Here is a 24,977-nt window from a genome sequence, read left to right on the forward strand (position 1 = left end):
TTACGTCCACCTCCAGCCTGCGGGATATTCATTCTTCAGCATGCCGTCCTGCCATTTCCCCCAGCCAGCGCTATAGCCGTCAACACAGACAAGCACGTAACCTTTGGCGGGATTGCCAGGCCGTACCGTTAAGCGTTCCTCAGGGATAGACAATGTTTCCCCTTTCAGATAGGAGACCGCTTCGCCGCTCCCGCTGGATAATGAGAGGCTGCGGATACTTTCGGCGGGATGCAGAGCGGTAGCGAGCGGATGTCCGGGAATAAATCTGCCGCTGCGGATATGACCCGCATACCAGCCGGGACGAATCGTCTTTAGGCCGTCAAGTGCAGCCTTGGGCAGCGGTGAGAGATACAAATGGTCACCGAACAGCACCGGAAATCCGGATGGCTGCCAGCCGAGCTGGTCTTCGGCGAATAGGGAATACGCAGCTCTTGCAACCTCTTCTCCCCCGCCTTCAGACTGACGTCCGGGTGAAGTGCCGCTGGACTTTCCTGAGGTTCGTCCCCCTTTGCCGCCCCGTCCGCTTACCTGTCGGGCAGAACCAGCTCTGGCAGTGGCTTCCCCCTTGACTCCATTGTTCCGCGAGGAGGCGGAAAGTGTTCTTTCTGCAACAGCCTGTCCCGGATCGGATGCAGTCTCCTCCAGGGAACGGGGACTTCCGTCATGGCGCAGTACAGCCATAAAATGCCCTTCACCCTTGACCTTATGCGGCCACAGCCGGGCAGCTCCGGGCAATCCGCTTAGGCCAGGTGCAAAAGAACCTGTTCCGCCTACTGTAACAAGCGAAAACTCAGGATGAGTATCCAAAAACTCACCGATCGTACCTTCGTTCTCCTCCGCGGCAAAGGTACATGTGGAATACACCACGGTTCCCCCCGGTTTCAGCGCCTTTACGGCTGAATTCAGAATATCCCTCTGCATAGCAGCATACTTCAAAGGCGTTTCAGGCTCCCACTGCTTGACCATGTCTTCATCCTTGCGGAACATGCCTTCGCCCGAGCAAGGCGCATCGATCAGAATACGGTCAAAAAAAACAGGAAAAGCCGCAGCAATCCGTTCCGGACTTTCATTCAGTACGATTCCGTTGCGGACACCGTACAGCTCCAGGTTCTTAGCCAGGGCCTTGGTCCGCTCCGGGTGAAGATCGTTGCTGATGAGAAGCCCTTCGCCCTTCAGCTTGGCCGCAATCTGCGTAGATTTACCTCCTGGAGCGGCACATAAATCAAGCACATAGTCGCCTGGTTGTACGCCGAGCAGCTCTACCGGCGCCATCGCACTTGGCTCCTGAATATAGTACAGTCCCGCATGATAATACGGATGTTTGCCGGGTCTCGCTCCTTCTTCTGTATAGAACCCGGTGGGGCACCAGGGAATTGGAGCAAGTTTAAAGGGGGAGAGAGCGCGCAGCTCCTCCACCGATATTTTTAATGTGTTGGCACGAATGCCGCCATAAGGAGTCTCCTTGTACGACTCCGCAAATTGCTCATACTCCGGTCCCAGCATTTCCTTCATGCGCTGCATAAAAGTGCCGGGCAGTTGCACTGCCATGATGCCGTCCTCCAATAATCAAGGAACACCCCTGCGGGTGCTCCTGTGGTAGTCTTGCTATTCAGAATTCCTTATTCGCGCGGTGGGAAGGTAATGGTCTCTGCGGACCGCGGCGCTGTGGACGATTGGGTACAATCTCCTTACCTGTAGCGGTGACTTCCTCTACCAGAATCGGATCAATCAGCTCAATCGTGAGATCATAATATTCAAACGGCTGGTCTGCATAGGAGTCCAGCTTACGGGCATAATCTTCAACTTCACGGGCCAGCTTGATGAGATTGATACCCAGAGTATCCCCAGGATACTGCTGCAGCACCTCATACGACCGGTTCAACATCATTAAGCCGCCGCGTACATTGTTGTTCCGGAAATGATACAAACCTACTGCAGTCTGCAGCAGAGCCTTGTACAGCGGATCACGTTCCCTGGCCAGCCACAGCTCTTCAAGAACCTCATGACATTCAAAATAATCCCTGTCCCGGTTGAAATAGACCAGGTAAGCCAGGTACAGCGGTTCATAAGCCATCCGGCTGGCTATCCTTTTTGGCATTCGACAGCAGCTCGCGCACATGTTCCAGCAGGTCCTTCATCGCTTCCATATCCTGCGCCTGCCAGATCTGATTGAAGCGTTCCTGGCTTTCAATGGCTTCATTCACCAGATGGTAGAAGTACAACTGATGTATGGCTTTCAGAAGCTGGGTCGTTGTATTCGAATTTTCCTCGAAGGTTTTTTGCGCCTCCAGAATCTCTTCACGGATACTGGACATTTCACTGTCCAGTATCGACGCGGCTTCCGCAGCCGTTTTCAGGCGCAGGCGCATTTCATCAGGCAGGCTTTCCCGGTATTTGTAATTCAGGGAATGCTCAATGGTTGCCCAGAAGTTCATAGCCAGCGTACGGATCTGAATCTCGGCGAGCACAATCTTTTGCCCGAGAGCTGTCTGCACCGGATATTTAATGATCATATGGAAACTGCGGTAGCCGCTTTCCTTATAGTTCGTGATGTAATCCTTCTCGTAAAGAACCTCAAGATCCTTGCGGGCGCGGATATATTCGGCCACTCTGCGGATATCCTCCACGAACTGGCACATGATGCGAATGCCGGCAATATCCTCAATCCCTGTTTCCAGATCCTCCATTTTTACATTTAAGCGTTTGGCCTTCTCCAGTATACTTGACAGCCGCTTGACGCGCCCGGTTACGAACTCGATCGGTGTATACTCTTCTCTTTTCTTGAGCTCCGAACGCATTGTTTTGAATTTAACCTTCAATTCCTCCACAGTTTGTTCATATGGAAGTAAAAATGTTCCCCAGTCCCTGACGTCCATCGCCTTCGTCCTCCTGTCCATTCATCCTTCAGTGATGATCAGCGCCCACTGCTTCCAGGATATGAGAGAATCCGTCCCGCCGCAGCAGCTTCCGTAATCCAGCATGCACTCTGCGGTTAACCTCCGGTCCTTCATAGATGAGAGCTGTATAAATTTCGACCAGACTCGCGCCTGCCCGGATCTTGTCATATGCGTCCTGGCCGGTAAAAATACCGCCCGAACCAATGATCGGCAGCTTACCTCCTGTCTGGCGGTAAATCCTGCTGATAATTTCAGTGGAGCGGTCACGCAGAGGTTTACCGCTGAGGCCACCTGTCTCTCCTGCCTTGTCACTCTTAAGCCCTTCCCTGCTGAGTGTAGTGTTGGTGGCAATCACACCGTCCATTCCGGCGTCAGCGATTGTATGTACCATATATTCCAGTTCGCCGTCGCTGACATCTGGCGCGATCTTGACCAGCAGGCTTTTGGAAATGCCGCTCTGTTTATACTGAAGCTCCATTTCCTCCTTGACCTGGGCAAGAAGATTAGACAGCTCGCTGCCGTGCTGAAGACTTCGCAGGTCCGGCGTATTCGGCGAGCTGATATTGACCACAAAAAAATCACCGTACGGATATAGCGTACGGATACACTGGCGGTAATCCTCATGTGCCGATTCATTAGGCGTTGTTTTGTTGCGCCCGATATTCACCGCAACCGGAATTCTTCGTTTCCCCAGCGCCTTCAGCCGCCGTGCCATCGCATCAGCACCTTCATTGTTAAAGCCCATCCGGTTGATCAGCGCTTCGTCAGGCAGCAGCCGGAATAACCGTGGACTGTCGTTTCCGGGTTGTCCCTTCGGTGTCACCGTGCCCACTTCCATAAATCCAAAGCCAATGGAAGAAAATCCTCCCACAGCCTCAGCATTCTTATCCAATCCTGCCGCGAGTCCCACTGGTGTCGGGAAATGCTGGCCGAATAAATCCACTGCAAGATCAGCGGTCTCGGGAACGCCGTACATGAGACGCATCGCGCTATTGCCGCCGGGCACCAGATCTGATTTGTTCAGTCCGCTAATGACGAGATGGTGCGCTTTCTCCGGGTCCATTTTAAAGAAAATAGGTTTGCCTAAATGTCGATACAGCACCGTTCTCGCTCCTTCAAAGGGAACCCTTAAGTAGGTCAGGTGACTCCCCGATTCTGTAGGTTTCTTCTTAATTTTAGCTGTTTCCGGGGGAAAAGAAAAGTTTTTTACCGGGCGGCGCTTCCGTGCGAAATGCAGAGTATAGTAATTTTGTTGTAAACGCATTACAATGTAAGGGTAATCAATGATAAATAGAGAAAGAAGGATGGCCAATATGTCTACAAAACGCAAACCTCCAACACTGCAGCAAAAAAAAGAAGAAGTCAACCGCAAAGCCATACTATGGATCAGTGTTAGTCTGGTGCTGCTGGTTCTTCTAATTGTTGTTCTATTTATTGTTGCAGGAAATTAATTCAGCCAATGGTAGACTTTGTTGGGGTTGGTCTGATCTAGCGGTGTGCCGGACGGGAAACGTTCCTCAGGCAGCAGCAGTTCGTCAGGCAGAACCCCTTTACTAATCTGGACCTTCGTCCCCATCGGTACCATAGCGAACAGTTCCTCCACATCTCCGCGTTTCATACGGATACAGCCCAGTGACTCATCCTTGCCAATGCTGTCCGGCTCATTCGTGCCATGTATGGCATAATTTGTGTCCGAGAGCTGCATACCGCGGCTGCCAAACTCCCCATTGTCATGCCCATTCGGATTGACTACCTTATCAGAGATCGCAAACTCTCCTTCTGGTGTCCTGTTACCCCCAAGGCCAACCTCATAGTTCCGCAGAATAATACTGCCGCTGGTTACTGCCAGACGGTGATTTTGTTTATCCACGATAATTTTCAGCGGACTGCTAAAAAAGGGTTGCTGCGTCTCTTTGCTTTTACCAGTCTTGGTACCCAGACTCCCTGCTTCTTCACCCGCTCCCGTCGTTGGCACAGGTGAAGCCTTAACTGCTGAGGATTGGGGCATCTGGGAATTTAATGCTCCCCGAAGCGCACTGAATTCCTGCTTCATGAGCGGCGTCGTCCCCCCGAGATAATTCCCCGGAAAAGGTTTGGCCAGCTCCTTCAACGATTTCGGCAACGTACCCTTACTGTTCTGATAAGATCGGATGGCGCTCCAAAGTGCCGCTAACTCTTCCTGCTTATCCTGCCATATCGCCGCCTGCTTCTTCAGCCCGCCTGCTTCCGGCGGTACGCAGGCACAGGCAGCCGGATCATAAGACTGGTATACAGCCTTTCCTTGCTTGCTCTTCTCAACCGTAGCCACAAGAGGCAGGTTACTCTTCCAGACCAGCCAGCGTCCCGACTTTTTCATAGCAAGAACTGCTGTTTCAGAAGGAGCCTTCCGGCTCTGTATAATCTTCACCAATGCCTGGCCCGCTGAAGCCATGTCTTCACCTGCTGCCGTAAAAGCCATGGCTGGCTGAGCTGAAGTTTCCGTTGCGTCCTCTGACGGCTCCGCAACCGCCGGCTCTTCCAGGTTACCGGCAGCAGCAGCCGAGGCCGGCTCTTCGGATTCATCCGTGCTTGCCACAGGAGCTAGCGCAGAGGGGATCAGCACGAGCAGAAACAGCATCAGCGCAAGGAATGTCCGGCGCATCCGCAGCCTGGAATCGCGCCGCTGCCGGCCCTCCCTGAGAAGACCTTCCTCATATTCACGGAGCATATCCGCCGGTACCTTACTATGCTCAAAGGCTTCATATACTTCCCCCGCCTGGTTGAAGCAATAATTCGCCTTCCCCTGCTGGCCGTTCTTATAATATTCCTTACCCAGCAAGTACCATGCCATCTTGTTTTCGGGATGCAGTTGAACATATGCTTTGAGATGCTGCGAGTTTTTCATGGGGGCCTCCGCGAATTGTGAAGTACTTCAATTAATCTTTATATTCTATATCGGCCGCTGTATTAAAAAAAGACATCTCCAGCCGCATTTATAACGGCAAAAAGATGTCTTTTGGAATAATAAGGATCAGAGACAAGGAGAACCTTATCTCTGATCCTTATCTTTTGCGCAGATACGAATAACCCGGAGGGCTTTAGCCCTCTTTATTAAAAGGCGCGTCTGCAATTTTGATGGAGTCCGTAGGACATCCGTCAGCAGAATCCTGCAGATCATCGAACAAATCGTCAGGAATCGCGGTTACCCCGTGGTTGCCGTCGTTTTCGTAGATCACTTCTGCCAAGCCTTCGTCATCGTAATCAAAAATATCAGGGGCCGTCGCGCCACAAGCACCACATGCGATGCAAGTATCTTTTTCGACCCAAGTGTATTTAGCCATTTTATCTCTGCCTCCCGTTAAACAATACAGACTGCTGTAGCAGCCTGTTATTTTTCTCATATTAATATAAATAGAAAACAATATCAATGAAATTTCAGCACATTTCCATTTTTACCGCTTCATGTGGAACGGTAATCGGTCGATGTAACCGGGTTCAGTTCACTCCTCCGCAGGGTCCACTTTGTGAAGATTGTCCTTCTGCAGGGAAGTCCCCCGCTCCTTGTGGTTCCGCAGACGCGCTGAATGACTGTCGCTGAGCATCCCCGCCGTAAGTACTGCATTTTCACCGAACTTGTTACGCAGCATGTCCATCGTTTGGTTAAGCGATTCTTTCTTCGGCTGCCGCTGGTAATCGAACAAATCCAGCTGAATTGCAGAATCCTCCTTGGCGGTCAGTCCATGCAGCGTGACTCCCAGCAGCCGCACAGGCTTGTCACCTTTCCAGTGCCGGGCGAACTGGTCACAGGCTGTCTTATAAATATCCTCGGCACTCTCCGTTGGCGTCTCCAGCTGGCGTGATCTCGTGATGGTCTTCATATCCGGCGTGCGGATCGTGAGCTGTACCCCTGACGCTACCAGTCCCTGCTTCCGTAGCCGCCTCGCCACCTGGTCGCTCAGATTTAGCAGAATCGGCCGCGCTTCAGCTAATCCGACAACATCACTCGGAAGTGTTGTAGTGTGCCCGATGGACTTACTTTGCTCCCGTTCCGGGTTCACAACGCCATAATCAATTCCATTCCCCGCCCGCTTCAGCCATGCGCCCATCACTCCAAAATGCTCCACAAGCATCCGCTCTTCTGCTGCCGCGAGCTGACCGATGCTGTAAATTCCAAGTTTACGCAGCTTCTCCGCCGTTTTGCCCCCAATACCGAACATTTCATTGCAGGGCTTATCCCACAAAACGCTCGGCACATCACGCAGCCGCAGCACAGAAATGCCGCTGGGCTTCTTCAGATCGGAAGCAATCTTGGCCAGCAGCTTGTTCGGGGCGATACCGATAGAGCATGGCAGCCCAAGCTCCTCCATAACTCGCCGCTGGATCGCTTCGGCTATATCTAAAGGCGTACCGAATTGACGTGAACCGGTAATATCGAGATAACATTCATCTATCGAGACGGCTTCCAGGAGTGGAGTATAACTGTATGCAATCTGCATAAAGGCGTTGGAGTACTTGCGGTAGAGATGAAAATTCGGCTTAATTATTAGAAGCGAAGGACAAATGCGCAGTGCCTTCTGTACCTGCATACCCGTTGAAATCCCAAGCCTGCGCGCAGCATAGGAACAGGTAACGATGATCCCCCTGCGGAGCTCTACACTGCCGGCAACGGCCGTTGCTTTTCCTTTGTATTGTTCAGGGTCTTCTGCCTCATGTACAGAGCAGTAAAAAGCATTCATATCCACATGTAGAATAACCCTGCCACTTGTCGGATAATAGTGATCCACATTCTGCACAATATCTACCTTCTTATCTTCAGGGTTTCCATTGTCAAATTCAGCATACCTCTTCTCCCGGCGCAAGGTCAACCGGACGCAGGGCTCCTGTAAAGTTCTTTGTTACATTCCCGCGTAAAAATGCTATAATATAAAAATTCATTTACCTAAAACGTGTGCTTCCAAGGCCCACCAAATCTATTCAAATGCTCACAAAACTTAAGGCATCTGCTAATGAAGCGAGGGTTGTATGAAGTCGTTTCAGAAGTAATGCTCACAAAACTTTTAGGAGGACTCTCATGTCTAAGTCCATTTCCATCTTCGATACGACGTTGCGTGACGGCACCCAAGGTGAAGGCATCAGTCTGTCGGCGGATGACAAGCTGAAAATTGCCAAGAAACTCGATGATCTGGGTGTGCATTATATTGAAGGTGGCATCCCGGGGAGCAACAACAAGGACATTGAGTTTTTCAAAAGAGTCAAGGAACTGCACTTGAATGCCAAAATCACTGCATTCGGCAGCACCCGGCGCAAGAATTCCATTACCGAACATGATGACAACCTGCAGAGAATGATTAATGCCGGTGTTCCGGCAGCCACCCTGGTCGGCAAGACCTGGGACTTCCATGTTCACACAGCCCTTCAGACCACTCTGGAAGAGAACCTCGCCATGATCGGTGAGTCTATTGCCTATCTGAAACGTAAAGGCCTGGAGGTCATCTTTGATGCAGAGCACTTTTTCGACGGTTATAAGAACAATCCCGAATATGCATCTGCCGTCCTGACAGCGGCTCGTGAAGCAGGCGCAGACTGGCTGGTAATGTGCGATACGAATGGTGGAACACTTCCGAATGAAATTCAGGAAATGGTCTCCGGCATGGCCCTTAAGCTCCCTGGGGCTTCATTTGGAATTCATACCCATAACGACTGCGAACTCGCAGTCGCAAATACACTCAGCGCCATCAGTGCAGGTGCACGGCAGGTACAGGGAACGATCAATGGTTACGGTGAACGCTGCGGAAATGCCAACCTTTGCTCGATTATTCCTACTCTGCAGCTCAAAATGGGATATCACTGCATCCCCGGCGATTCCTTGCCCCAGCTCACCAATACCGCCCACTTTATCAGTGAGGTTGCCAATGTGAATCTGCCTGTAAATCAGCCATATGTAGGCAATGCTGCATTTGCGCACAAAGGCGGCATCCATGTGTCGGCAATCCTGCGTGATTCCCGCACTTACGAGCATATCGCCCCCGAGCTGGTAGGCAACAAGCAGCGGGTGCTCGTCTCCGAGCTTGCGGGTCAGAGCAATGTTCTGTCCAAGGCACAGGATATGGGCCTCAGCCTGGATCCAAGCAGTGAGCAAGCCCGCAAGGTGATCGACAAAATCAAAACTCTGGAGCATCAGGGCTACCAGTTCGAAGGTGCCGACGCTTCCTTGGAACTACTCCTGCGCGAAGCCACCGGGGAGGTAAACGAACTGTTCACCTTTGAATCCTTCAAGATGCTTGTGGAGAAGACAGCTGATCGTCCTGTTGTCTCCGAGGCCTTTGTCAAGCTCAGAGTCGGCGGTGAGAACCTCTATACCGCTGCTGAAGGCAACGGTCCAGTTAATGCACTGGACAACGCATTGCGCAAGGCTCTGCTGACCTACTTCCCTCAGCTCAAAGACATGCATCTCTCAGACTATAAGGTGCGTGTGCTTGACGAGAAGGATCAGACAGCCGCGAAGGTTCGTGTGCTGATTGAGTCCAAGGATTTCAATAACACCTGGAGCACCGTCGGGGTATCCAGCAATGTGATTGAGGCCAGCTGGGAAGCGTTGGTAGACAGTATGCGTTATGCACTTCTGGGGCAGATTTCACTGAAGAATGAAACCGAAACAAACAATGAGCCCAGAGGACTCGTGAATCACTAGTTGAGCCAAGTGTTTTATGGACCAGTCAAGACAAAGCCCCTCGCAGCCGGGAATATCCCGTATTGCAGAGGGGCTTTGCCACCTAACCGATACCTGCTTGTTCAGGAACCAGTTAGGGTAATGATTTTCTTTTCAAGCTCTTCTGGAGACAGAAACCCCAGGATTACCTCGGAGACGACTCCATTTTTATCTACAAGCACATTTGTGGGGAATACCATCCCTTTATATTTGTCGAACACCTCGCCCTTCAGGTCATACATAATCGGAAAAGCCAGCATATATTTCCGGACAAAACGCTCCGCATTGGGCTTGTAATCCTGGCTGGTCACATTGATCCCGTAAACATCGAGCACATTTTTGTATTTTAGCGCCAGTGCATTCAGTGTCGGTGCCTCCTGCTGGCAGGGATCGCACCAGGAAGCCCAGAAATTTAGCAGCACTGCCTTATCCCGTTCGCCTCCTACAGTGTAAGTTTTACCGCCTTCCTGCAGGGAAAACGTTGGGGCGAGCAGCCCGGCATGTATTCCACTATCCGGTTCAGCGCTTTGCTGAATCGCCGGGACTGCTTCCGGCTCAGATTTAGTGGTTCGCTCCACCGCCAGAAAGACTAAAAAAACAATGACGGCCAGCACCGTTATATTACGTTTGTTTATTGCTTTCATAGTTGTTTGTCCTTTGCATGTGAGATGGTTTTCTCCTATTGTACCCCCAATGTCCATAGTTTCAAACCAGCCATGATCTGCAAAAAAAAGAACAAAAAAAGAGGATTCCGTCGAAGACGAAACCCTATGAAGAGAGAGGGGTGAACAAGTGACAGCATTCCAGGGAAATATCCAGCCGATTAAGCTGAATACCTCCGTACAGCAGGCGCTGGGGAAGCACTTGCTGTCCTGTTATCCGCATGAAGCATGCGGTGTACTGCTGGGTACTGCCGCAGCGGGGGGCATGCGCATTGACAGATATCTGCCTCTGCGCAACGTAGCGCCTGACCCGCTGCATACTTTTGTCCCTGATCCGAAAGAGTGGATTAGAGCACTCTATCATGAGCAGGCACCTGTTGGCTTATTTCATTCCCATCCGCATACCGCACCTTGGCCATCCAGCGCAGATATTCAAGGACTGCCTTCACTAGGGCCAGAATTTCAGATCTATCTGATTGGTTCTCCTGGTCCGAAGAGCGGGGAGCCTATGTGCTTGTACGGGTTTCAAATCCTCCGGCAGCCAGACCCCTCCGGTCAGCTAATCCATAAGCTGCTGCAATCTCCTGTCATGCTCTGCTGAGATAGGAGTACAGATCCCCTAAGGTTTCTACCTGTTTCTTCTGTGAAATCTCCCGCATATAGCATACCCACAGCTTTGCTGTCATTTTGGCATCCTCCAGCGCATGGTGGCGGCCCTGGATAGGAATGTCATGAATAGCCAACAGCTCATCCAGCGTGTAGTTGCTGCGGTGGGGTTCCAGCCAGCGGGCCAGCATCATCGTATCCAGCACTCTGTGGGTTAGCTGAACCTTCGAAGTTTTCCACAGAGCCGCATTCAAAAAAGATTTATCATGATTGCTTCCATGTGCGACCAGTACCTGCTGCCCTACAAAAGACATAAAATTATGCAGTCCGTCCATCAGTGAAGGTGCTTTGGAAGTCATCTCTTCCGAGATCCCGGTTAGCTTCGTAATATCCTCCGGAATCGTGGTTTGGCAATTCACCAGCGTATAGAAGCATTCCTCTTCCTTGATTTCTTCCCCTACGACCTTAATGGCGCCAAAAGACAGAATCTCATCACCATGCTGATGGGAAAAACCTGTCGTTTCCAGATCAAAGATAACCGTTTCCAGCTCCGAGAGCGGGGTATGCAGTACTTCAGGGCGACGCTTCTCACGCATAAGAGATCTGATAAAGGCCATTTGCTGCGCGGTTTGCTGTGCCGTTTCCCCGCCCCTTATGGACGCGATGGCGGATGGCATTCCGCCCTGTCTCAGGTTGTTCCAGAATCCTCCGCCTTTATTCGGCTCCTTCATGACTGCCTCCTTTCCGCTGACCGAAGCTGACGCTGCAGGGCCTTGTGGAGACGCCTGACCAGCAGCAGGCTATCCCGCAGCTCGGACATGAGCTGCTTATTCTTCAGATCATTCTCAGCAATATAATCACTGCTCGACAATAATCCGTCCTGAACTGTAAAAGGGGTATTCACACGCATGCGCAAAGCGGTCAAAAAAGCCCGCCGGATTTCTTCCAGATGCTCGTACTTCCCCAGCTCTGCCAGATGCTCCAGCCGCTTCAGTGTTGAACTGTCCCACACACCATGCAGTAGCGACAAATGCCTGACGATATTGACCAAAGGAATATAGACACCATATTTAACATCAAAGCCACCGGCATAATCACCAAAACGCTCTGTAAGCACCTGCCCTAGTAAATTAAGCGTTGCCTTATGACGGACTGTATTTCGAAGCACAGCGGTAGACAGCTTCACGTTATTCACAAATCCGGCATGAAGGGCTTTACGCCACTCCTTTGACAATGCAATACTCCCGGCCACATGGCGCATATCTGAAGCAATAATGAGATAACGGATCGGCTCCCACTCAAGCTGGTTCATCCAGTTTTCCAGCTGCTGTTTCCATTCAGGGAGTGTCTTGCGCCACAAGGGTTCGGAGCACATGACTTTCCCGTCGCATTTCTCATAACCAACTTCCTCAAGCATATTAGATAACATCACACCAAAAGCTTCAAAATAACTTTTCTTAAGTCCATCCGGCTCACCTTCAACAATTAGCCCGTTATCCTGATCACTCCACATTGTAGCTTCCTGTCTGCCGGCACTGCCGAATACAATAAAGGAATAGGCACAGGGAGGCGGGCCGTAGCCCGCCTCCTTCATCTGTGCCTCACATATGTTGACCGCTGTCCCGGCAATCCGGTCATGCATGTCATTGACCCGGGACATCCATTCCTCAATCGGAATAACGTTTAACTGCTCCAGCAGTACTTTTTGACAAGCGGTACGCTTTGCCTTAAGCTCCTGCGGCGAACCGGCTGTTACGATGGACAAATAACTTTTATCTTCGTTCCAATCTGCCATCTCCATCGAAGCCACACGGTCCGCCTCCCAACAAGTAAAGTTATAAGTTATTTAAGATTTAAGGGTTTTGGATTCTGATTCTGCGATCAATTTCATTTGTTCCGGATAACCGTAAGTACCATGCTCACTGATATCCAGACCCATCAATTCTTCTTCCTCTGTAACACGAAGTCCAATAGCCATCTTCATTACATACAGAATGATGAAGGACATTACAGCTACGAATACGAACGTACCCGCTACACCGAGAATCTGGACTCCCAACTGGTGGAATCCTCCACCATAGAATAAACCAGCCTTACCTACAAGTGCGCCTTTAGTGATCAGATCAGGGGCTGCGAACAAACCCGTGGAAACCGCACCCCACATCCCTGCAATACCGTGCACGGAGAAGGCATAGATAGGATCATCAAGTCCTGCACGTTCCAGCCACTGTGAAGTCATGAATGTGAATGCACCAGCGATGAAGCCAATCAGAATAGCAGCCCAAGGCTCTACATATGCGCAAGCACCAGTGATAGCAACCAGCGCAGCCAGAACCCCGTTCAGCATTGCCGGAATATCCGACTTTCCAAAGTACAACCAGGATGCGATTAGTGCAGCCAGACCGCCTGCTGCAGCTGCAATGTTCGTTGTCAAAGCCACATGTCCGAAGAAACCGCCCATAGGGGACAACGCACTGCCTGGATTGAATCCGAACCAGCCAAACCAGAGGATGATTACACCGAGTACAGTGAATACCTGGTTATGACCTGGAATGATAACAGGTTTGCCTTCTTTGTTAAACTTGCCAAGACGGGGCTTAAGCAAGATGGTTGCTACTACTGCAGCCGTTGCGCCTGTAAGATGGACAACTGTCGAACCTGCATAGTCCTGCATACCCAGTTCTGACAACCAGCCGCCGCCCCATACCCAGTGGGCAACAACCGGATAAATCACGATAGAGAACAATATTCCGAAAACAATGTATACGCTAAGTTTTGCCCGTTCTGCCATACCACCGGATACGATAGCCAAGGAGACTGCCGCAAACGCCATTTGGAAGAGGAACTTAACATTTAGGGTTACATCGGAGAAGGCGAGGGAATCAAATGAAGCGCCTTGGGTATCCCCACCGTACAGGAAACCCGTAGTTCCGAAAAAGCCATTGCCGTTACCAAATCCAAGACCAAAACCGATAGCCCAGAAACACAAACTTGCAATTGCAAGCGTCAGTACCGTTTTACCGGCAACGTGACCAGCGTTCTTCATCCGGACCGAACCGGCTTCGAGCATTGCAAATCCCGCTTGCATAAAGAATACCAGAATGAAGGCCAGGAAAGTAAATACTGTGTCCAATCCGATCTGCAAATCCGGCGCTGTCGGGCCGTCAGCCGCGAATGCGCTAACCGGATAGGCCATCAATGTAATCATGGCCAAAAACATCATTATCATCTTTTTTCTCATTCTTTACCCCACTCCCCAATGTTATATTTTCTAACAAAGCGTGAAACTCTTAATGTCATTATAATCAGAAGTCAGGTAAATTGACAAGACTATTTTTTTGAATGTTTTATTTTATTTATGGAAGGTCATGTTTTCTCCACAGATCAGTACCACCCCCTCTATCTTTCGGATAAGTCGCGGGATTCCCCAGCTTCTCGAGGGACATATCATGACAGCGGATACATCGTGAACATTATTTTTAAATTCATATATATGTATTTTTATTAATTTTTCATTGAATCATGTCTTAATGGAATTTATTTTTTTCAGCACAAACACTTTTCCGAGAAACACCTTACATGACATGTGATTTATTGAAACGAGGGAATTCAGCCCTTCCTGATTCATTGAACATGGTTATTATAAGAGTGCATTAGCCGAGCATTGAGCGTGCTTTGTCAGCATATACTTAAAGTAAGTGTGACGTTTGACTGTATGGTTTTTATTTTGGTATCATTAACTATGCTCTTATATATAGAAAGAAAAGTTAAAATTCAGAAGAACTTAAGTTCTTTCATCGAGGTGAGAACCCATGGGGATATGACCCTTTACCGGATCGGCGAGCTGGCAAAAGCTGCTCACATCAGCGAACGGACGATTGATTATTACACAAAGCTGGGACTCATTGTGCCGGAATCAAGAAGTGATAAAAATTACCGGTTGTATAGCCATGAAACCCTGGCTGCTTTGGAACGTATTAATCAACTAAAGCAAGAGAAATATACATTGGACGAGATCAAGACCATGATGAGCAAGTGGAATGAGGCTACACCTGAAAATGACGTCTCAGACCGGTTGGTCGAGCTTGAGCTTCAAATGCAGCGGCTGGAACGTGAGGTAAAGGCACTCGAGCCCGTAATTAACGGTTTGAAGCCCGGGCAAGCCAGACGAGCACTTGCTGCACTCCTTCCTCAAGGGGTTGCGTGTATGGAGGCGATCAAGCTCCTACTCACTCAGGGGCCGCCAATGTAAGAAAAAAGCTTAATAAATCACTTCGGAGGAATGACATATGATTTCTTTTATGTATCTATTGGTAATAGTCGCTTTTCTATTCTCTGTATGGGCCCAGTTCCGCGTGAAGGGCAACTTCAACAAATGGGCCAAGGTAGCTAACACAAGCGGGATGACCGGTTATGATGCAGCACGTCGTATGCTCGATGCAAATGGCCTGGGTGATGTGCCGATCGAGCCCGTGCGCGGTTCCCTTTCTGACCATTATGACCCTATCCACCGGGTTGTCCGTTTGTCAGAGCCTGTGTATTATGAGCGCTCTATAGCCGCCATTTCTGTGGCCTGTCACGAGGTGGGGCATGCAATTCAGCATAAAGTCCATTATCCAATGCTTACGCTGCGTCACCGGATGTTCCCCGTGGTCAACATCGCTTCGGGTATCGCACCATTTATGCTGCTGGCGGGTTTTCTGTTCAGTTCCTTTAACCTTATTGGCTTGGGCATCATTTTCTTCTCCGCCGCTGTTGCCTTCCAGCTTGTAACGCTGCCTGTTGAATTCAATGCAAGCAACCGGGCACGCCAGGTCATGGTAGAGCAAGGTTATATCCGTAATGAAGAAGAACGCGGTGTAGCCAAAGTACTGAATGCAGCAGCTTTGACATATGTGGCAGCCGCCCTGGTTTCCTTGCTCGAACTCCTGCGTTTGATCACAATGTTCCTCGGAAACCGCGACTAACCGCTAATTGACCTTATTCATAACAATACCCCGGAGGCTAAGAGCCTACCGGGGTATTGTTATTCCTGTTTTTGAAATAGTTTAGCAGAAAAGTCCGAAAAGACCGGGCCACCAGCGGCAGTTTCCCATCGGCTCTGTGAATAAGCCCTACCGTCCTAGTTATAGCCGGGTCGACGACCCGAACCTGGGCCGGCTGCATCGGATTGGTCTGATATAGCGCCATCTCAGGCAGGAGGCTTACTCCCATTCCCGCAGCAACCAAACCGCGTATCGTGTCTGTTTCTCCGCCCTCAAAAGCGATTTGCGGCTTAAACCCTGCCTGCAGACAGGCTTGCCATACAATGGGCCTCAGTGAATACCCCTGGCTGAACAGGACAAACTTTTCTTCGCGGAGCTGTTCAAGACGGATGACCTCCTCCCCGGCCAAAGGATGATTCTGAGGAAGGATCGCGAACAACTCCTCGGTCATGACAATATCTCCAGCGACATGTCCATCATCCTCCGGAAAAGGCGAGATAAATGCCAGGTCCACCTCTCCTGAGATTACATCCTTGATCAGAGAAGGGTACGCACCCTGCTTAAACCGGAATTTCACATGAGGATAATGCTTGCGGAATTCAGCAACAATGGTTGGTATTAGATGAGTTCCCAGACTGTGGGGAAATCCGATACGGATCTCGCCGCGTTCCGGGTCCAGAAATTCATGCACCTCAGCAACGGAGCGCTCCAGTTCCTTAAGTACGGACTCCACTCTTTTGCAAAAGAGCTGCCCCACTGGGGTCAACTGCAGGTTACGCCCCTTTTGCATGAACAAGTCGACACCAAGCTCCTGTTCCAGCTGATGAATCTGGCGGCTGACTGCGGACTGGGCGACATGCAATTCCTCCGCTGCTCTTGTTACATGTTCCTTCTGGGCCACCTTTAGAAAATATTGCAGCTGTCTGAGTTCCACTTGAGCACCTCCCGTTATCGTCGGCTTCTTTTAAAGATGCGAATTATGAGTCCATAGAGAAAAAAGCCGGCAGCCAGCCCGCTGAGATGGGCCATCCAATTCACATTCGGAGTCGCAAAGGACATAATGACCCCCATCACCAGAAGGCCGTAGAGCGTCTTGCGTGAGCTCTCGTCCATCATCTCCCTTTGTATCAGAGCAATATATAGAAACGCGCCATAAATAGCATAGATTGCCCCTGAGGCCCCCACGGAGACCATCACTGTATCCACAACCGAACGGCTGCTGATAACAACGGACAGATAATTGGCGATGTATCCGCCAGCCATATATAGCAGGGCATAACGCCACCAGCCCATCAGGCGCTCAAGCGGGGGGGCAAATACCAGAAGTGCAAAGCAGTTGAAGAATAAATGGGCAAACCCGTTATGTAAAAAGGTTGCTGTCACATAACGCCACATTTCATCCTTTTCCGGCCCGGCATTTAAGGTCGCCCCAAACTTCTTAAGCGTCTCGAGGTTAGTCGAACCGCCATTGACCATCAATACAATGAACATAAGCACATTTAGCAGAATTAGAATACAGGTAACCGGATAATAGCGGATGTAACCTTTCCATTTCTCGTATCTTATGAATATCATAGCACCATCCCTTATGTAACATAATTGGTCCTCGTTGGACATCCAGCTTCTAAAAAGATTATAATTTATGATGGCAGTAAGAATCCAATCATGCAATTCAAGGAGGAAACAAGGATATGACGCAAGAAAGAACAGGCGTAGCCACATTCAAGGGCAACCCCATTACTCTCGTAGGGCCTGAGCTAAAAGCCGGGGACACCGCACCCGATTTTGTGGTAAGCAAGAATCTTCTGGAAGATGCTTCACTCAGCGATTATTCCGGCAAAATCAAGCTGATCAGCGTTGTGCCTTCTCTGGATACCGGCGTGTGCGATGCACAGACCCGCCGCTTCAACACTGAAGCTGCTGAGCTCGGTGATGATGTGGTCATTCTAACCATCAGCATGGATCTTCCGTTCGCTCAAGCCCGCTGGTGCGGCGCAGCCGGTATTGACCGTGTTGTAACACTGTCTGACCACAAAGAGGCATCCTTCGGACAAGCCTATGGCGTGCTGATCAAGGAATTCCGCCTGGACATGCGTTCTATCTTTGTTATAGACAAAAACAATACCTTGGCCTATGTAGAATACCTGACTGAAATGTCCGAGCATCCGAATTATGAAGCTGCCGTAGCTGCGGTAAAAGCACTGCTGTAATTGGAAAGAGAACCAAATCACATATAGCAATAGCTCATCTTTTAAAAAAAGCGGCAGAAGGTCATCCTTCTCCCGCTTTTGGTTTATGATCCAACATAAAAGGTTATTCGGGCAAAGCCCGAAACCGCATACAATCCATGTACAGGAAAAATTCCATGATTTACGTTCAGTCCACTTTATATTTGCCCAGCTTCTTCTCCAGTGTCTGGTATAAGCGCTGAATAACACGGTAGTTGGCACCCAAATCGCCAAGCGATCCTCTGGATGCCGAATAAATATCAACGGCACAGCGTACCGGAGAAGTATTCAGTACCGACACCGTGATATCAAGCGTCCGCCCAAAGCCCGTCCTTTTTTCCAGGGTAATTTCGCCAACAGACTGTACTTCATGAAGCACTTTGAATCCAGGAACCTTCTTAAGCGTTGAGGATACTTCATCCCACGCCTTGTCTCTTGAAAGATTGTAATAACGCGTCTTTAATGCCGGGTCTTTAGCACGGTCGCTTGTTCCGTCATGACTGCGAAATAAACCGACCAAGGTTCTTTTCAACGACAAAATACTTCCCCCTCTTCAAATCCCAAGTTCATTAGTCTAAGTGTAACATTCTTAACCCCGGAACAAAAGGGCATTGCTCACTTTCGGTTATTACTCTTATACACAAAAAGGCACCCCGTATCCGCAACAAAGCGGGAAACAGGGCACCTTGTCAATAATAGTAGAAAACCCGCCTATGCCGTCCGGCTACAGTGTCTTCTGAACCTGCTAGAGCAGGTGGGTGACCGCAGAAGTCGTTTTTGAATTCCCCAAGTCGTATAGACAGGGCATTTCAGCTGCGCTTCATATAGATCTCCCAAGACATTATCATTGGTTCAAAACAACGAGCAACCGTAACGTACATCGCAGGAATTACCCTTATTATATTGCGTTTTGACGAAAATGTAAACCTGTATGCGCTTTATTTAACACTTGAATACAGTTTTCGCTTATAAATCCCGGTTTATATTATTGTTTTGTTAAATCCGGTCGAGATCTTTTGTCGTTCTCTTCATCTTCATCTTCATCATCCAGATCGTCTTCCGCTTCTCTCTCAGCCGCCTCCAGCGCCGCAAGCTCTTCCTCTTGCTTCTTCTTCTCCACCTGTTCCTGAAGCTTGTTGTAGGTAGCATAGAAATTAAAGAAGGCCAGCATAGAAATCAGTGTCGGAATACAAATGGCATAAAGCACTGTATACCGCAAACCTATGTAGGCTAGAACCGCTGAACCAATAAGTGTCGAGAACACACGGATCGGCCGGGCGATGGTCAACAGAATCGAATTCGTCACCACTTCTTTGAATGTCATTTGGTAGTGAACCACAATCGAGAAGAAGTTAAACATAGAGACGAACAAAATAATCATCAGCACCAGCATCAGTATACCGACAATTCTAAAGTTGGCCATCTGCGTCATGTATACGGTCACATCTACGTACATCACGACGAACAGCAGGGTATAGATCGCCCCTCCTAGCATACTCTTCAAATAATTCTCTTTGTATCCCTGAAAAAAAGTGCGGAATGTACTTACATCCGTATTGCCCATAACCCATTTACGAACAACGGTAAACAATGCTGCCGTTGCCGGAAATACAGTAAAAGGCGCCAAAATACCCAGTGCCCAGTTGAGTGTGATCTGTTCATTAGGGCCCCCTGCACCTGAACCCAGCATGATCATCTTTGTTACTGCCATGAACAGAAACGGAACCGAACATAACGCCCACAAAATATTACTAAAGGCGATACGCGAAATCCACTCCGTGATGCGGTATAAACCACCCATTGCTCCTTTAAACTCCAATTTCCTTCCTCCTGTCTGTCTCGCACATACTGCGTATCTTAACTATACCTTATTTGACCCGAACTTTTCCAGCGCCCAAGTTTGAGATTCTGGGTTAATGTCTATGCATCGATGGCGGAGAGTCCATATATTAGAAACGTAACCACACAAATCACCAACTTTTGAAGGAGGTTGACCTCATGTCCGCACCTGGCTGCTACAATCCTTGGACTTCCACCGGCACAATTCTTGTTCTGTTTATTCTGCTTGTAATCATCACTCGTACTTTTGTCTAAAAAAAATAAAACCTTGCTTTTATGCAAAAAAGAAGACGAGAGCCGTCTGACGGCTTCTCGTCTTCTTGTGTCATCAGGCCTGCTGATTAAATATCGTAATCTTCGCGTTTAGCCGGGCGTGTGCTTGTGCTACTTGGGCGTGTGGATGGTTTGCGGTCACCACTGCGTCCAGCGCCTGCATCACGGCTTGCACTGGAATCGCGATTGCCTTTGTAGCCGCCGCCATATCCGCCGCTGCTATTGCTGCCGTATCCGCTGCTGTAACCACCACGGCTGCTGCTGCTACTGCTGCTACCGCCGCTTGCATTGTCACGATTGCCTCGGTATCCTCCGCCTGTTCCTGAACCAGTGCGGTTACCGCCATATCCGCCGCTAGGTTTGCGTCCGCTGCGGATATCATTTTTGCCACCGCGGCGTTTAGCACGGATAGGATCTTCCGGTGTCAATTCAATCTGAGCATCCTTGGTATCACCGGTAAGCAGCTTCATTGCTGCAGACAGCAGTTGAACTGAATCATATTGCTCCAGAAGCTGAATAGCAATACCTTTGTATTCGTTCAGCTCACCGCCGTCTTCAACCATTGCCAGCAAACGCTCAGCTGTAATGCGTTGCTTGCCTTCAATAGCCTCAGCCATTGTTGGAAGAGGTTTACGGGTAATACGGTGACGGGTAACGCGCTCAATCAAATGCAGGTGATCCATCTCGCGTGGTGTCACGAAAGACCAGGCTGTACCTTCCTTGCCGGCACGGCCAGTACGGCCGATACGGTGTACATAGCTTTCCGGATCCTGCGGAAGGTCAAAGTTGATTACATGTGTTACGCCAGAAACATCGAGACCGCGTGCCGCTACGTCGGTAGCAACAAGCACGTCGATGCTGCCATCACGGAATTTGCGCATTACGGCATCACGCTGATTCTGGGACAAGTCACCATGAAGGCCGTCTGCAGAATAACCGCGTTTCTGCAATCCTTCAGCAAGCTCGTCAACCCGGCGTTTGGTACGGCCGAATACGATCGCCAGATCAGGAGACTCCATGTCAATCAAGCGGCTCAGCGCTTCAAATTTTTGGCGCTCAGGAACTTCGATGTAAGCTTGATCAATCAAAGGTGCACTGATTTGCTTAGGAATTACGGAAACATGCTGTGGATTCTTCAGGAACTGCTGGGCAAGACGTTGAATGTTAGGGGGCATTGTTGCTGAGAACAGCATGGTTTGGCGTTCTTCCGGTACAAGCTTGAGGATCGATTGAATATCCTCCATGAATCCCATATCCAGCATTTCATCCGCTTCATCCAAGACGATGGTTTGAACATCATCCAAACGGATAGTCTTGCGGTTGATATGATCCAATAGACGTCCCGGTGTACCGATGATGATTTGCGGTTTCTTCTTCAGACCGCGGATTTGACGGCCGATATCCTGACCACCGTAAATAGCCAGGGAACGGAGACCTTTGAAACGGGTCAGTTTGCCGATTTCTTCGGCGACCTGAATAGCAAGCTCACGGGTCGGTGTCATTATGAGAGCTACGATTTTCTCTTCTTCACGGGCAATCTTGGAAATGAGGGGAATACCAAAAGCAGCCGTTTTACCGGTACCTGTCTGAGCCTGGCCGATGAGGTCAGATCCTGCCATTGCAATAGGGATAGCCTGCTCCTGAATGGGTGTAGATTCCTCAAATCCTAACTCTGTGATTGCTTGCAGCACTTTTGGCTCCAAGCCGAATTCTGCGAATGTTTTCAAATTATTCATGCTCCTTCTATACAGTGGACATTCCACATGCTTGTCTGTATTCTTAAGTAGCGGTAAACACATTTATAGGCTGTCCAATCATGCCGGATTTTCTGCATGGTTTAGCTCGCATTGGGACCAAAAGATGTCCTGATCAGGCCTGGGTGAATATGCCTGAACAATTGTGTCTTGCACTCTAATCAATGCAAAAAACACTATTGTAACGTCCTACTCAAGAATATCCTATACATTATATCACAAACCCGATTAGGAATACCAGTGTATTCCTTACTTTCATTACTTACATTACGCGTCAGAGGTGAATTTGCTTGTCAAGACTAAAACAAATCGGGAATTACCTTGCAATTGTCTTCGGTTCAGCGATGATTGCATGTGGCTTTAACCTGTTTTTAATTCCTCACAGACTGCTGAGCGGAGGGGTTTCCGGGCTCGCCATGCTGGTCGGATACTTTACCCCGTTCAATATCAGCTTAATGTATCTGTTGTTCAATGTACCTTTGCTCGTAGCAGGCTGGTTTCAGCTCGGGCGGAGATTTATTGTTCTAAGCATCCTGTCGGTAGGTGCCACTACCTGGCTTATGGCTTTAATCCCAACGGCCACTGTAGCTTCAGATATGTTACTCGCCTCCGTATTTGGGGGAGTGCTTGTTGGTGTCGGCGCTGGTGTATCCTTCCGGGTGGGCGGTTCTTCAGGGGGCTTCGATATTCTGGGCTCCATAATCATTAGGCACCGTGACTTTCCAATTGGTAATGTGCTCGTTGGACTCAACGGGCTTGTCATTCTAACCGCAGCCTATTTTGACGAAAATTGGAATTTAGCGCTGGCATCGATGGTCTCCATTTACGTGTCAGGCAAGGTCGTAGATCTGATCCACGTCAGCCACATTAAAGTGACGGTTTACATTGTTACCACACGCACCGATGAACTGCTTCAACAGCTTCTTGGACTGCAGCGTGGGGTGACAAAGATTAAAACTGAAGGTGCTTATTCTCATGTGGAACGGGACATGCTAATGACAGTGACTACACGCTATGAGCTGGCTGAATTAAAGCGGATTATCAAAAACAGTGACCCGCAGGCTTTTGTGAACATCGTAGAAACAGTTGGGGTTATGGGTTCCTTCCGCAAAAGATAGGCTCAAAAAAAATGCGCATACTTTAAAATTATGATATATTAGACTCACGCAGGACCTTACAAATTTCATGAAGATTGTGATTTACCCTCTTTTTTCCTGGCACTTCGTTTTCCGATGAAACCTGAATTCAATTCAGCACTATTCGAAAAAGGAAAGGGTGATTGTTGTGGAAATGGAAACGGTAAAACTGTCAGCAATCGTCATGAGATGGTATCCGGATATGATACCTTTTCTGAAGCAGGATGAATTGAACTCCGTGATTGTTCTGCGTGACGGTCTGAGTATTCTGGAACCGGAAGATGCCATGGATATTATCCATTACAGCATTTACGAGCATCAGAATTCTGCTTATCTTCAATAAGTAAAATGCTTGGAACCCGTTTTAATAGTTGCCGCTTTGGATTCGGCCGTGTGCCGGACCCAGGCGGCATTTACTTTTTAAAGCTGAATGCTAACCTTCTTATAATGGCCGGGGGAGTCATTCAGATGAATTGCATGGTTTAAAATCTGTACATCCCGTTTATAAACAACAAGAGCGGTTTTTATGCGAACAAAATTACGGGGATTGTTACAAGTCTGTTCTTTTTGGACGCTGCCGTTCCTTTATACTTTAAGGGAATGTACATAAAGGGAGAGAATAACAAATGAATATCACCTGGGCTCTACTGATGATGGCTCTGGGAAGCGTCGGCGTTCAGCATCATTCACACGAAGCTGACGTGACCGCTACACTGCAGTCCGCCATGAACACGTCCATCACCGCACAGCACTCATCAAATCCTGACGCTACACAGAACACTGCGGGAGGAAACGAAGCAACACCTGATCCAGGCGCTACGCCGGGCGCTGAAGCTTCTCCGGGTGCTACAGACACCGCCCTTCTAACCGATCCTCAGCCGGATGCCCCCAAGGTCAAAGGCATTTACGTAACTGCATATAGCGCCGGTGGATCCCGGATGGAGACTTTGCTCAACCTGCTCGACAAAACCGAGCTGAATTCCATGGTCATTGATATTAAAGACGATGCCGGATACATCACATATAAAACAGATAACGCAGAGCTTCAGCAGTTGGGCCATCCTCAGCCGTTCATTGGTGACATCAACAAACTAATGGAACGTTTGAAGAAACATGACGTCTATCCCATTGCACGTATTGTTGTATTTAAGGATTCCGTGCTCGCCAAGAAAAAACCTGAGATGTCCTTTGTTACTGCCAATGGTTCAGTATGGACCAATAAGGGCGGAGACAGCTTCGTGAATCCATATAACCAGGATGTATGGAAATACAACGTGGATATCGCCAAAGAAGCCGTCAAACTCGGCTTCAAGGAAATCCAGTTCGATTATGTGCGTTTTCCTGAAGGCTTCGAAAAACGAGCAGATACACTCAAATACACAAAAAGTGACCGTCCACGGGTAGAAATCATTTCTGATTTTGTTAAATATGCCAAAACAGAACTTGGGCCGCTTGGCGTCCGCGTTTCGGTTGATATTTTTGGCTATGCAGCCTCTGTCCCTGCTGCGGAAGGCATCGGCCAGGACTTTGTAAAGATATCCAAGAATGTCGATGTCATCAGCCCAATGATATATCCAAGCCATTACTCAACCGGTTGGTTTGATGTGAAAGATCCGGATAAGAACCCATACGCCACAATCAAAGGCTCCATGGTGGATACACATAAGAAGCTTGATCCCCTGGGCAGCTACAAACCAATCATCCGTCCCTGGATTCAAGACTTCACCGCAAGCTGGCTCGGAAGCGGACATTACGTCAAATATGGCAAACAGCAGGTTGAAGACCAGATACGTGCCCTAAAAGAAAAGAACGTCGATGAATTCCTGCTCTGGAATGCCAATAACCGCTATACTTCCGGTGTAGATTACGAAAAATAAGAAAACAGCTTACTGCCATTTTCGAATTCTAT

The 24,977-nt window shown here is 49.1% G+C and carries 26 protein-coding genes and 1 other RNA gene; 10 read left to right on the top strand and 17 right to left on the bottom strand.

Features of this window, described 5'->3' with window-relative positions; translation table 11 throughout:
• The 4 genes from ACTJKB_RS04195 to ACTJKB_RS04210 form a co-directional block, all read right to left on the bottom strand.
• On the bottom strand, positions 1-1,548 hold the full coding sequence (locus ACTJKB_RS04195; protein ID WP_440831978.1) for an RsmB/NOP family class I SAM-dependent RNA methyltransferase: 1,548 nt from the start codon (positions 1,546-1,548) through the stop codon (positions 1-3).
• Between the two features lie 61 nt (positions 1,549-1,609).
• Positions 1,610-2,074, bottom strand: coding sequence for a DUF309 domain-containing protein (locus ACTJKB_RS04200; protein ID WP_440832712.1), 465 nt, complete (start codon positions 2,072-2,074; stop codon positions 1,610-1,612).
• Positions 2,064-2,876 carry a GTP pyrophosphokinase gene (locus ACTJKB_RS04205; RefSeq protein WP_440831979.1) on the bottom strand — a complete coding sequence of 271 codons (813 nt, stop codon included), beginning with the start codon at positions 2,874-2,876 and terminating at the stop codon, positions 2,064-2,066. Before ACTJKB_RS04205 ends, ACTJKB_RS04200 begins: the two co-directional genes overlap by 11 nt.
• A 28-nt stretch (positions 2,877-2,904) precedes the next feature.
• Positions 2,905-3,999: a quinone-dependent dihydroorotate dehydrogenase gene (locus ACTJKB_RS04210; protein ID WP_440831981.1), complete on the bottom strand. Its 1,095-nt coding sequence runs from the start codon at positions 3,997-3,999 to the stop codon at positions 2,905-2,907.
• Positions 4,000-4,210: 211 nt separating this feature from the next.
• On the opposite strand from ACTJKB_RS04210, the gene ACTJKB_RS04215 reads away from it, so the two are divergent.
• Positions 4,211-4,348 (top strand): hypothetical protein, encoded by a 138-nt coding sequence (locus tag ACTJKB_RS04215; protein WP_167374753.1) that lies wholly within the window; start codon positions 4,211-4,213, stop codon positions 4,346-4,348.
• Here ACTJKB_RS04215 and ACTJKB_RS04220 read toward each other — a convergent pair.
• The 3 genes from ACTJKB_RS04220 to ACTJKB_RS04230 form a co-directional block, all read right to left on the bottom strand.
• Positions 4,345-5,781: a L,D-transpeptidase gene (locus tag ACTJKB_RS04220; protein WP_440831983.1), complete on the bottom strand. Its 1,437-nt coding sequence runs from the start codon at positions 5,779-5,781 to the stop codon at positions 4,345-4,347. The genes ACTJKB_RS04215 and ACTJKB_RS04220 overlap by 4 nt on opposite strands.
• Positions 5,782-5,974: 193 nt before the next feature.
• A complete protein-coding gene (locus tag ACTJKB_RS04225; protein ID WP_025705212.1) occupies positions 5,975-6,217 on the bottom strand; it encodes a ferredoxin in 243 nt (80 codons plus the stop codon).
• Positions 6,218-6,376: 159 nt separating this feature from the next.
• On the bottom strand, positions 6,377-7,669 hold the full coding sequence (locus ACTJKB_RS04230) for a DNA polymerase IV (RefSeq protein WP_440832714.1): 1,293 nt from the start codon (positions 7,667-7,669) through the stop codon (positions 6,377-6,379).
• 278 nt (positions 7,670-7,947) lie between these two features.
• Here ACTJKB_RS04230 and cimA point away from each other — a divergent pair, with 278 nt between their 5' ends.
• Positions 7,948-9,567 carry a citramalate synthase gene (gene cimA, locus ACTJKB_RS04235; RefSeq protein ID WP_440831984.1) on the top strand — a complete coding sequence of 540 codons (1,620 nt, stop codon included), beginning with the start codon at positions 7,948-7,950 and terminating at the stop codon, positions 9,565-9,567.
• Between the two features lie 101 nt (positions 9,568-9,668).
• Here cimA and ACTJKB_RS04240 read toward each other — a convergent pair whose 3' ends face one another.
• Positions 9,669-10,229, bottom strand: coding sequence for a TlpA family protein disulfide reductase (locus ACTJKB_RS04240; RefSeq protein WP_440831986.1), 561 nt, complete (start codon positions 10,227-10,229; stop codon positions 9,669-9,671).
• A 148-nt stretch (positions 10,230-10,377) separates the two neighbouring features.
• Here ACTJKB_RS04240 and ACTJKB_RS04245 point away from each other — a divergent pair, with 148 nt between their 5' ends.
• Positions 10,378-10,848 carry a Mov34/MPN/PAD-1 family protein gene (locus tag ACTJKB_RS04245; RefSeq protein ID WP_440831988.1) on the top strand — a complete coding sequence of 157 codons (471 nt, stop codon included), beginning with the start codon at positions 10,378-10,380 and terminating at the stop codon, positions 10,846-10,848.
• Here ACTJKB_RS04245 and ACTJKB_RS04250 read toward each other — a convergent pair.
• The 3 genes from ACTJKB_RS04250 to ACTJKB_RS04260 are packed head-to-tail and all read right to left on the bottom strand — an operon-like array spanning position 10,835 to position 14,094.
• Entirely contained in the window at positions 10,835-11,584 is a 750-nt protein-coding gene (locus ACTJKB_RS04250; RefSeq protein WP_440831990.1) for an exonuclease domain-containing protein, read from the bottom strand. The genes ACTJKB_RS04245 and ACTJKB_RS04250 overlap by 14 nt on opposite strands.
• Entirely contained in the window at positions 11,581-12,663 is a 1,083-nt protein-coding gene (locus ACTJKB_RS04255; RefSeq protein ID WP_440831992.1) for a DUF294 nucleotidyltransferase-like domain-containing protein, read from the bottom strand. Before ACTJKB_RS04255 ends, ACTJKB_RS04250 begins: the two co-directional genes overlap by 4 nt.
• Positions 12,664-12,699: 36 nt before the next feature.
• Positions 12,700-14,094, bottom strand: a complete 1,395-nt coding sequence (locus tag ACTJKB_RS04260) for an ammonium transporter (protein ID WP_440831993.1) — start codon at positions 14,092-14,094, stop codon at positions 12,700-12,702.
• A 579-nt stretch (positions 14,095-14,673) separates the two neighbouring features.
• Between ACTJKB_RS04260 and ACTJKB_RS04265 the strand changes: the two genes are divergently transcribed.
• Positions 14,674-15,105 (top strand): MerR family transcriptional regulator, encoded by a 432-nt coding sequence (locus tag ACTJKB_RS04265; protein ID WP_440832715.1) that lies wholly within the window; start codon positions 14,674-14,676, stop codon positions 15,103-15,105.
• A 40-nt stretch (positions 15,106-15,145) separates the two neighbouring features.
• A complete protein-coding gene (locus tag ACTJKB_RS04270) occupies positions 15,146-15,820 on the top strand; it encodes a zinc metallopeptidase (RefSeq protein WP_440832717.1) in 675 nt (224 codons plus the stop codon).
• A gap of 37 nt (positions 15,821-15,857) precedes the next feature.
• Here the strand turns inward: ACTJKB_RS04270 and ACTJKB_RS04275 are convergent, their stop codons facing one another.
• Entirely contained in the window at positions 15,858-16,772 is a 915-nt protein-coding gene (locus ACTJKB_RS04275) for a LysR family transcriptional regulator (protein ID WP_440831994.1), read from the bottom strand.
• A gap of 14 nt (positions 16,773-16,786) precedes the next feature.
• Positions 16,787-17,413, bottom strand: coding sequence for a rhomboid family intramembrane serine protease (locus ACTJKB_RS04280; RefSeq protein WP_440831996.1), 627 nt, complete (start codon positions 17,411-17,413; stop codon positions 16,787-16,789).
• 116 nt (positions 17,414-17,529) lie between these two features.
• On the opposite strand from ACTJKB_RS04280, the gene tpx reads away from it, so the two are divergent.
• Entirely contained in the window at positions 17,530-18,048 is a 519-nt protein-coding gene (gene tpx, locus ACTJKB_RS04285) for a thiol peroxidase (protein ID WP_440831998.1), read from the top strand.
• A 166-nt stretch (positions 18,049-18,214) separates the two neighbouring features.
• Here the strand turns inward: tpx and ACTJKB_RS04290 are convergent, their stop codons facing one another.
• The 3 genes from ACTJKB_RS04290 to ACTJKB_RS04300 all read right to left on the bottom strand — a co-directional run bounded on the left by ACTJKB_RS04290 (position 18,215) and on the right by ACTJKB_RS04300 (position 19,885).
• Positions 18,215-18,604: a DUF1499 domain-containing protein gene (locus ACTJKB_RS04290; protein ID WP_074086103.1), complete on the bottom strand. Its 390-nt coding sequence runs from the start codon at positions 18,602-18,604 to the stop codon at positions 18,215-18,217.
• 162 nt (positions 18,605-18,766) lie between these two features.
• A non-coding RNA gene (gene ssrS, locus ACTJKB_RS04295) (6S RNA) lies at positions 18,767-18,958 on the bottom strand.
• A 93-nt stretch (positions 18,959-19,051) separates the two neighbouring features.
• Positions 19,052-19,885 carry a YesL family protein gene (locus ACTJKB_RS04300; RefSeq protein ID WP_440832000.1) on the bottom strand — a complete coding sequence of 278 codons (834 nt, stop codon included), beginning with the start codon at positions 19,883-19,885 and terminating at the stop codon, positions 19,052-19,054.
• A gap of 179 nt (positions 19,886-20,064) precedes the next feature.
• On the opposite strand from ACTJKB_RS04300, the gene ACTJKB_RS04305 reads away from it, so the two are divergent.
• Entirely contained in the window at positions 20,065-20,160 is a 96-nt protein-coding gene (locus ACTJKB_RS04305; protein ID WP_074086101.1) for a dihydroorotate dehydrogenase, read from the top strand.
• A gap of 86 nt (positions 20,161-20,246) precedes the next feature.
• Here ACTJKB_RS04305 and ACTJKB_RS04310 read toward each other — a convergent pair whose 3' ends face one another.
• Positions 20,247-21,905, bottom strand: a complete 1,659-nt coding sequence (locus ACTJKB_RS04310; protein WP_440832002.1) for a DEAD/DEAH box helicase — start codon at positions 21,903-21,905, stop codon at positions 20,247-20,249.
• Between the two features lie 317 nt (positions 21,906-22,222).
• On the opposite strand from ACTJKB_RS04310, the gene ACTJKB_RS04315 reads away from it, so the two are divergent.
• From ACTJKB_RS04315 to ACTJKB_RS04325, 3 genes are all read left to right on the top strand, one after another.
• Positions 22,223-23,050 carry a YitT family protein gene (locus ACTJKB_RS04315; RefSeq protein ID WP_440832003.1) on the top strand — a complete coding sequence of 276 codons (828 nt, stop codon included), beginning with the start codon at positions 22,223-22,225 and terminating at the stop codon, positions 23,048-23,050.
• A 172-nt stretch (positions 23,051-23,222) separates the two neighbouring features.
• Positions 23,223-23,411: a hypothetical protein gene (locus ACTJKB_RS04320; protein ID WP_178382026.1), complete on the top strand. Its 189-nt coding sequence runs from the start codon at positions 23,223-23,225 to the stop codon at positions 23,409-23,411.
• Positions 23,412-23,694: 283 nt separating this feature from the next.
• Entirely contained in the window at positions 23,695-24,945 is a 1,251-nt protein-coding gene (locus tag ACTJKB_RS04325) for a putative glycoside hydrolase (protein ID WP_440832004.1), read from the top strand.
• The last annotated feature ends 32 nt before the right edge of the window (positions 24,946-24,977 follow it).

The organism is Paenibacillus sp. 22594 (assembly GCF_052044425.1).
GTDB lineage: Bacteria > Bacillota > Bacilli > Paenibacillales > Paenibacillaceae > Paenibacillus_AQ.